Source organism: Caldimonas caldifontis (assembly GCF_002930615.1).
Lineage (GTDB): Bacteria > Pseudomonadota > Gammaproteobacteria > Burkholderiales > Burkholderiaceae_C > Caldimonas > Caldimonas caldifontis.
This window is the reverse complement of sequence record NZ_PSNX01000004.1, coordinates 365,269-371,817: the sequence shown is the minus strand read 5'-3', so window position 1 is coordinate 371,817 and position 6,549 is coordinate 365,269. Positions and strand designations below refer to the sequence as shown.

Sequence of the window (6,549 nt, the reverse complement as noted above, 5' to 3'; positions counted from 1 at the left end):
GCAGCGAATTGCTCGGGCGTGATTTCCATGCCCCCAAGTGTCCAATGCCCCGACCATCATCGCAATTAGTGTGAACACGCCCTAGAACAGATACCGAGGCGCCGGCAAGGGATACGGAGGCGATCTTGGAGAAGCTGCGACGGTTCATCTCAACAACAGGCTATCGACGAGCTGCGAATGCTCAGGCATGAAGTCCGTTCAGAGTCAAGCCCCTACTCGGCTGGCAAAGCGCCTCGGGCACGCGCAGCAACGCGGTAGATGCCGGCAGTGCTGAATCCATCGAAGCAAGGGTCCACGGCGGCAACTTGCAAGGCGGGGCGGTCAGCCGGACCCGTTCCGGCATCCGCTGCACTTTCCGATCAGGCTGCATGAAGCGCCAAGTGGACCCAGCCTGGCGCCCGTCGCAGCGCGTTAAGTCTCACGCGCAAGCGCCGTGGCAGGCGTGCCGTTCACCGTCACCGCCGGCAAAGCCTTGTTGCCCATGGTCCCGCCTCAATGTGCACCTGGCACGTGCCGCCGCTTCGCCCGCGTGGTCGGTACGGCGGGCGCGCCGTCCAGGCGACTGAGGATGCCGCACTCCGCCAGCGCTCGGGCTCCCGCGCAGCGCGCGCGCAGCGCCTTCAGGTCCCTTTCGAGCTCCCGGAGTTCGCGGATGCGGTGCACCACGTGGCCGATGTGCTCGTCCAGCAGCGCGTTGACCTCGCCGCAATCCTTTGCTGGCGCATCCCGCAACATGATGAGGGCCCGGATCTCGTCGAGCGTCATGTCCAGGTTCCGGCACTGCCGAATGAAGACAAGCCGCTCGGCGTGCTCCGGCAGGTACATGCGGTAGTTGTTGTCCGCCCGCGCGGGCGGTGGCAGAAGACCTTCGCGCTCGTAGAAGCGAATCGTCTCGACGGGGGTTCCGGTGGCTTCGGCCAAGGCTCCGATCTTCATGGCACTCTGACGGGTTGCGGTTGGGAAAGTGCCCAATACTTTACATCCGCTACAGGCTTTACCCATTCGCAGTGGTCATCGAGATGTTGTGGCAACAGCACTTATGTCTGGGCCATCACAGCGTAGGGACGGGTGCGCAAACTCGATCCGGGCCTGGCCGGGCGGTCGTAGAGCGTAACCGGGAGCGGCGCTGCGCCGTAGATAGGTGCGGCCGGTGTCGCGCGGGTAGACGCCTTCCAAACGACTCGATGCTGACGGGAGGCCGAGCGGGCCACGCCGGTGCCTGCTCCGCGGGGAGATCGCGGCACGCGGGGTGGAGCTCCGCCATCGGCCGCCTGCAGCAGCGCCTTGATTCTGCGCAAGTCCCGTTCTCAATGCCCGTCGCCGCCCAGCAGGGCCCTGCGGCCGACAAGGCCGCAGCGTCGAAGGTGGCCGCCCCGAACACCGCCGAGTTCGACAAGCAGCTGGCGCAGGTGCAGGAGCACATGAAGCTGATGCAGGCCCAGATGGAACGGATGCGCGCGACGCAGGATCCCCAGGAGCGACAGAAGCTGCTGCAGGAGCACTGGACGAGCATGCAGTCGGCGATGACGGCGATGCACGGCATGTGGGGACCCGGCGGCGGCATGGCTGCTGCATGGGCGGCCCGGGCATGATGATGGGCGCCCCGATGATGGACTGGGGCCACATGCGCGGCTACTACTCGAACCTCACGCCCGAGCAGCTCAAGCAGCGCCAGTACATGATGGAACAGTACCTGCCGATGCAGCAGATGATGATGAACCACATGATGTGGCATCAGCAGTGGATGAACCCGACGCCGGCGCCCACCAAGTGAGGGCAAGCATGGACGCCAGGTACGGCTTCGGCAAGACCGTTCGGCTGTCGTTCGCGGACGCGCTGGCTCGTGTCACGCTGGCGCTGCAGGCAGAGGGCTTCGGCGTGCTCACCGAGATCGATGTACAGGCGACGCTGAAGAAGAAGCTCGGTGCGGACATGCCACCCTACCGGATCCTCGGGGCGTGCAACCCGGCGCTGGCCCACCGCGCGCTGACGGCAGAGCCCTCGATCGGGGTGTTGCTGCCATGCAATGTGGTGGTGCGCGAAGACCCGTCCGGAAGCGTCCGAGTCGAGTTCATGGATCCCAGCGCCGTGCTCGACCTGGTCGATCGGCCAGAGATCGCGCAGCTTGCCGGCGAAGTGCGACAGCGCCTTGAGCGGGTGATGGCGGCGCTCTAGAAAGGCTGTCAGACGCACGCCCGAGTCATCGGATCGGCACGGCCGCCACCGGTCGTCAGATCCAAGCCGGCTGCGGCCTCCGGGCGGTGATGGCGTCGACGGCGAAGCCGACCAGCGCGCTCACCAGCACCACCAACTGCGCAACCATGGTCTTGGCCGACCATAGGCCCTGCATCTCAGTTCGTGTCTGCCGAGCGGATTCACGGCAAGCCGGTCCAGCTTCCTGAAGGCGGGCCTAGCCTTTGCCGCCGACCACCACAGCCAACACCGCCGCAGCCAACACCGCCGCAAGCGCTGAGTTGGCGACGAAGAATTTGCCGATGGGCATACACGCACAAGTACGCGACAGCAGCCAGTGGCCAGAAGCCAGAACCGACGGAGACGGCGAAGGAGGCTGCCGGAAGCGGCCATTGGCGGCCGACTGCTACTGGCCGAGTCCGGGTACTTGTGTAGTGCCGCTGTGTAGACACTCATCGCCACGTCGCTGGCCCACTCGAGCAGCGCAACTGCCGTGGTCGCCGGGGTCCGACCAGCGCTCTCGCATAGACGTTCCAGTCTGCCTTCGCCACCTCGCGTGTTTCACCCAGGATGGGTTTCGCCGGTCCCCGGTGGATCAGCGGCGGCGACAACCGGCCCGACACAGCCCGCATCCAGCAGGCGCTCCCACTCGGCCAGGGTCAGATCGAGTTCGCGGCCACCCAGGCGCACGCGGAACACCAGCGATCGCCGCTCGACGTGGTGAACGCCAGCAGGAATGCGAAGCGGCACCCCTGCCGCGGTGGTGGCTTCGCAGTCATTGAAGGCATAGCGTTCGACGGTCATGGATAGCGCGGAACCGGTCTGCTGGAGAATTTGATCCGCCCACTATACGAACCGTCAGCCGGCCCGCACGCCCTGCAACCGTGCGGCGCCGTATTCCCGGCCACCGTCGTGGAGGACTCGGAAGCGATTGCCCGCCCAAGCGTCGGCCGAGCCGGTCGCTTGGGCGGGCATTGCCGCGATGAGACCTCGGGTCCGTTGCCGACCGAGGGACCCCGTCCGATACTGATGTGGCTTCCTGCGGACATCGCGTCTGCTCAGCCTTCATCGGTGGCTTTGGTCGCCCTGAAGTCCAGCCCAGCTGGCGTCGCAGTCGTTACCTGCCTTGTGGCCCGTCCGGCACATCCGTGTGCCGGGCCGATTCAGATCCATCCGGATCCGAAACCAGGAGCCGGCCATGACCCTGTGTCGTGGCCCCTCCTCGCATGCGCCGACCACGACCTCTGCGTCGTGACGCGCCCTGCGTTCACCAGCCCGGCCTGATCTCGATCAGAAGCCTGGCCTGACGCACGCATCTGCCCTGGCCCCGTCCTCTCGGACGCGGACCTCTGCAGCTCGCGCACGCACCGGTGCGCGACGAAGCGCCTTGCCTTCCCGGCAAGGCATCCCAGACGGGGAACCCCAGTTCCCCGCCAGGGATGGGCGTTCCCCTTCACCCCTGAAGGAGAACCCCCATGAGTCCCGTTCCCTGGAACCGCGCTGTCGCGCCGGTGTGTGCACTGCTGGGTGGTACCGGGCTTGCCCGTGTGCCCGCCCGGCGGCCTGTCACCCTGCCGGCGCTGCTCCGGTCCCGGCCCTGCACGCCCCACGCGTCCATGCGCATGGTGTGCGAGACCGCGGACCCTCTGGCGTCCGAGCGCTGCACGACGGTGTGCTGACCATGACGGTCGACACCTACCGCAGGCGCATCGCCTCGACGGCCATCGTGCTGGCCCGGGAGGATCCCCTCCTGGTCAAGGAAGTCATCGCCCGGCTCCGCGCCTCGGGCGAGATCGCGGCCGACGACCTGGTCTACCTGGACCGGATCGCCGACCGCTGGATCGGCATTGCCGAGGGCCTGCGCCGAGGCGCCGCTCGCGTGCTCACGACCTGATGGTCGCGGGCATCGAGTCGTCCGTCACGGCACCGCCGGCGGCTCGACCTCGTGCCGATCGAGTCCTCGGGTCTCGGGGATGGTGAACCGACCGCCAGCGATGGCATCGGGACGCCATCACCCGACACCCCGTTTCCCTCGGCTTTCAGCCGTCCTCGCCATCCACCCTCCGGGAGTCACCGTCTCCCGTCGGGGCCGGGGTTCCCTCGCATTCTTGGAGAACCCCATGAGTCATGCTTTCCCAGACAGATCCTTCCAGAGCCCGTCACCGCGCCGCAGCACCATCGACATCGAGGAGCAGCGCGCCTGGGTCGGCTTCTACAGACGCGTCGGCCGTGACGTCGCCCTCGCCGCCGAGGTGATGGCGCAGCTCGACGGCGACGCCGACATGAAGCGCCGCCACCTGGCGCTGTACCTGTCCTGCAAGCAGTCGCTGCGCGTCCACAAGGCGCGCCAGGCCCGCGACAAGCGCATCGGGCAATGGCTGCGCCTGCTGGTCCAGTGGACGCTGCAGCGACCCGCAGCCTTCGTCGGCGGAATCACGCAGAAGGCGTACCACCGCACTGCGGACGTCCTCGACGAGGCCATTGCCGCCGCACCGCCGGCCTCGCCGGCAACATCGAAGCGGGGCGCGCGCCCAGCCGCGGCCCGTGACGCCGACAGCAGGCCCGAACCGGCCGCCGCGCAGGTTCGTCAGCTGCTGGGCGATGCCGAGTTCGCCGACGCGCACGCCCGCTTCCAGCACCAGGCCGGCATGTCCCCGGCGTCGCCGGTCAGTGGCTCCGAAGGCCGCTCCGAGCGTGCCCCGGAACCTCCCGTCGACGGCCCCGCACCCGCCGTGCAGATCAGCCGGCGCTGATCCGAAAACCGAACCCCGGCGCAGCCCCATCGGCTGCACCGGGTTCGATCGCTGACGTGACTCGGCCAAGGACTGACGTCCAGCGGCCTGGGCTCACCGGCACCCCATCCAACCGCCCGCGGGCCCGTCCCGCCAGGGCCGGTGTCCGCCCTCCCAACTTCGAGAGTTCCCCATGCGAGACATCACCCTGAATCCCGAGCAACGCCTGTATGTGATCGCCACCGAAGGTGGCGTGACCTGCTTCGGCTTCGACAACGCCCGCGATCATGCACGGCAGATCGCACAGCGGCTCGATCGTCCCGACCTGATGCCGACCGCCGATGACGCGGGGAGCCTCACCGGCTACGAAAAGTACCTCGCTGCCGTGCGTGCCTGGGGCGAATCCGCCCAGGGTCACAGCACCTACTTCGACCCCGGCACGGACCCTCGCCTGGCGAGGGTGCTGGAGACCTGCCGCCGGGACGGCCGCAAGGTGCGGCTGGTGCTGGGCGACACCGGCACCGGCGCGAGCTGGCTCGACGAGTTCGACGTGGTCGGCACGGTCGGCCGCTCGACCGGCCTGCTGAAGGTGCCCCTGCTCGTCGAGCCGGGCGAGGCGGCCGGTACAGCCATCCTCTGTGCGCATGTGCTGGCACTGATGGCCTGGGACACCGGCCTGCCCCTGTACCGCCACCCGCGCTGGCAGCCGCCGGAACTGCGCATCCGCGCCAGTGATGACGATGTCCGTCCCTGGGCCGTCGTGCTGCACGAGCAGCCCGTGGCGACCTTCGACGACATCGGCAAGGCCGGTGCGTACCTCGCGTTCATGCGCGGGGCAAGCGTCGAGCCGCGCGTGTTCCGCTGAGCCGTCCGGTCGAACGTTCGAGACCCTTCAGTCGGCGCGATCCAGATCCACTCCAGGCCGTCACCCAGCACGCCCCCGGTCCAGCACCGGGGGCGTTCCTGTTTCCGAGACTGCGAACCGGGCGACGGGCGCTCAGCGTCCGGTCAGGGACTGCACCTCACGCTCGATCAGCCAGTGCAGGAAGCGGGTGTCATCGGAGTGGCCCCAGTAATGGGCCTTGCACCGGCGGACGTAGGCCTGCAGGTCCGCGACGCTGCGGATGGACCCCGGCTCGATGGCGGTGATGCGGGCCAGCCGCGTCCGTTCGGGTCGGGTCAGTCGAAGCTGGTTTCCGGTGCGCAGCATGTCGGGTCGGCCTTGTCGGGAAGCCGCGCATCTTCGCGTGCCCGCGCAGGTCTGTGCACATCCACTGCGGCCCGCGACGAAGAGATTTCTGCAGTGACAGCGTAGTGCCTCTGCGGTGTCACTTTTGCAGTCTGCCCGCCAAGACATCCGCGCAGGCCGTGGCCCAGCCACAACGGCGCGGCCACGCGCAGTGCGGTCACGCGAACCGTGCCACCTCCCCGCGTACCGATGCCCGACCAAGGCACGGACCCTGGCGCCCTTTGCGCGGGCAAGCGCGGCAAAGGCTCTGTCGCTGGCACCACCCCGGTTGAATCCACGGCGCCGATGGCGCAGACTTGCCGGGCTCACACCCACTCCCGACAGGAGTGTTTCCGATGCCGACCGAACCGGCGGCAGCGGCGTCGCAGTCGTTAC

The 6,549-nt window shown here is 68.1% G+C and carries 10 protein-coding genes; 7 read left to right on the top strand and 3 right to left on the bottom strand.

The window, feature by feature from the left end; genetic code table 11:
* Window positions 1-492: 492 nt before the first annotated feature.
* The gene (gene cadR / locus C1704_RS07005; RefSeq protein WP_104301986.1) at window positions 493-936 is read right to left on the bottom strand and encodes a Cd(II)/Pb(II)-responsive transcriptional regulator; all 444 of its coding nucleotides are present in this window, start codon (window positions 934-936) and stop codon (window positions 493-495) included.
* A gap of 374 nt (window positions 937-1,310) precedes the next feature.
* Between cadR and C1704_RS18000 the strand changes: the two genes are divergently transcribed.
* From C1704_RS18000 to C1704_RS06995, 3 genes are read left to right on the top strand one after another with little or no spacing between them, the layout of a single operon-like run.
* Window positions 1,311-1,592: a hypothetical protein gene (locus C1704_RS18000; RefSeq protein WP_473206050.1), complete on the top strand. Its 282-nt coding sequence runs from the start codon at window positions 1,311-1,313 to the stop codon at window positions 1,590-1,592.
* Entirely contained in the window at window positions 1,589-1,774 is a 186-nt protein-coding gene (locus C1704_RS17995) for a hypothetical protein (protein WP_473206049.1), read from the top strand. The genes C1704_RS18000 and C1704_RS17995 overlap by 4 nt, the downstream gene beginning before the upstream one ends.
* Window positions 1,775-1,782: 8 nt before the next feature.
* On the top strand, window positions 1,783-2,175 hold the full coding sequence (locus C1704_RS06995; RefSeq protein WP_104301985.1) for a DUF302 domain-containing protein: 393 nt from the start codon (window positions 1,783-1,785) through the stop codon (window positions 2,173-2,175).
* A 579-nt stretch (window positions 2,176-2,754) separates the two neighbouring features.
* On the opposite strand, the gene C1704_RS06990 is transcribed toward C1704_RS06995, so the two are convergent.
* A complete protein-coding gene (locus C1704_RS06990; protein WP_104301984.1) occupies window positions 2,755-2,997 on the bottom strand; it encodes a hypothetical protein in 243 nt (80 codons plus the stop codon).
* A gap of 671 nt (window positions 2,998-3,668) precedes the next feature.
* Between C1704_RS06990 and C1704_RS17430 the strand changes: the two genes are divergently transcribed.
* From C1704_RS17430 to C1704_RS06975, 4 genes are all read left to right on the top strand, one after another.
* The gene (locus tag C1704_RS17430) at window positions 3,669-3,872 is read left to right on the top strand and encodes a hypothetical protein (RefSeq protein WP_146076044.1); all 204 of its coding nucleotides are present in this window, start codon (window positions 3,669-3,671) and stop codon (window positions 3,870-3,872) included.
* Window positions 3,873-3,874: 2 nt separating this feature from the next.
* A complete protein-coding gene (locus C1704_RS06985; protein WP_054018420.1) occupies window positions 3,875-4,087 on the top strand; it encodes a hypothetical protein in 213 nt (70 codons plus the stop codon).
* 226 nt (window positions 4,088-4,313) lie between these two features.
* Window positions 4,314-4,946: a hypothetical protein gene (locus C1704_RS06980; protein ID WP_104301983.1), complete on the top strand. Its 633-nt coding sequence runs from the start codon at window positions 4,314-4,316 to the stop codon at window positions 4,944-4,946.
* A 172-nt stretch (window positions 4,947-5,118) separates the two neighbouring features.
* The gene (locus tag C1704_RS06975) at window positions 5,119-5,790 is read left to right on the top strand and encodes a hypothetical protein (protein ID WP_104301982.1); all 672 of its coding nucleotides are present in this window, start codon (window positions 5,119-5,121) and stop codon (window positions 5,788-5,790) included.
* Between the two features lie 132 nt (window positions 5,791-5,922).
* Here the strand turns inward: C1704_RS06975 and C1704_RS06970 are convergent, their stop codons facing one another.
* On the bottom strand, window positions 5,923-6,135 hold the full coding sequence (locus C1704_RS06970; RefSeq protein ID WP_104301981.1) for a hypothetical protein: 213 nt from the start codon (window positions 6,133-6,135) through the stop codon (window positions 5,923-5,925).
* Window positions 6,136-6,549: the final 414 nt, after the last annotated feature.